This is a genomic window from Vibrio sp. 2130-1 (assembly GCF_033339515.1).
In genome coordinates this window covers 1-841 of sequence record NZ_JAWOUT010000150.1, presented here as the reverse complement: position 1 = coordinate 841, position 841 = coordinate 1, and the positions used below count along the sequence as shown (strand labels likewise).

Here is an 841-nt window from a genome sequence, read left to right as displayed (position 1 = left end):
CAAAATCTAAATTGCCTACAGACGCCAATGTCGATAACTCAATGCTACCCGAAGAGTATCGACCGCCCAATCTCAACTCTTGCCACAACGTAGGCTGAATGCCAATCGCTATCTCGGAAACAAACTCGGTATAAGACACTGGCAAAAAATCGTTCACCGAACTTAAACTCGAGTCATCATCACTGACCGGCAAGTTTCGCCCTTCACTGCTGTACGCCACCTTACCAGCAACAAAAAACTCTTGGCTCGACAGAACCGGAGAATACAGCTCCGCCTCAATGAGCTTATCTGTGCCCATCTCAACGTTGAGTGCCATTTCAGCACCGTGCGAGTTTAAGTTGGTAAAGTTAGTCGACATCCCTATGCCGTATTGGCTGTCGGTATCAAAGTCATCTTCGAGGAAGAAACGGAAGTTAAGGTAGTTTGGCCCCCAAGATTTTTCGTTAACGTCAAACACCAATAAATTCGAACCATCGACTTCTTCAAAGTGATAAGTAATTAACTCAAATCGGTCCAATGCATAGAGGTTTTCTACCGCTTTTTCGATTTCAGCCGTTTCGATTTTACGGCCAGTTTCCAGTTCCAAACGGTTGGTCAACAAAACATCGCTATAGTGGGTATTGTTTACAATCACAATCTCATCCACTACGCGATCGTCACCATAAACGAGCTTTTTGCGAACTTCCTGCTTATGGTCGATGTACTTTTGATACTCCGCGTTTGATAAACGCAGTCCCACTAGCTTCGACTCCATTTCTTTGGTGATGTCATAACCAGATTGAAAAGCCCAAGGCATTTTGTCGAACTCGACGGTTTCCATTTGGCCGACATTGGGACGAAT

At 44.8% G+C, this 841-nt stretch carries 1 protein-coding gene; it reads right to left on the bottom strand.

All coding sequences use genetic code 11. The annotated features are described in order from the left end of the window. A partial coding sequence (locus R7Q09_RS24820) for a POTRA domain-containing protein (RefSeq protein WP_318143780.1) occupies window positions 1–841 on the bottom strand: 841 nt, incomplete at both ends.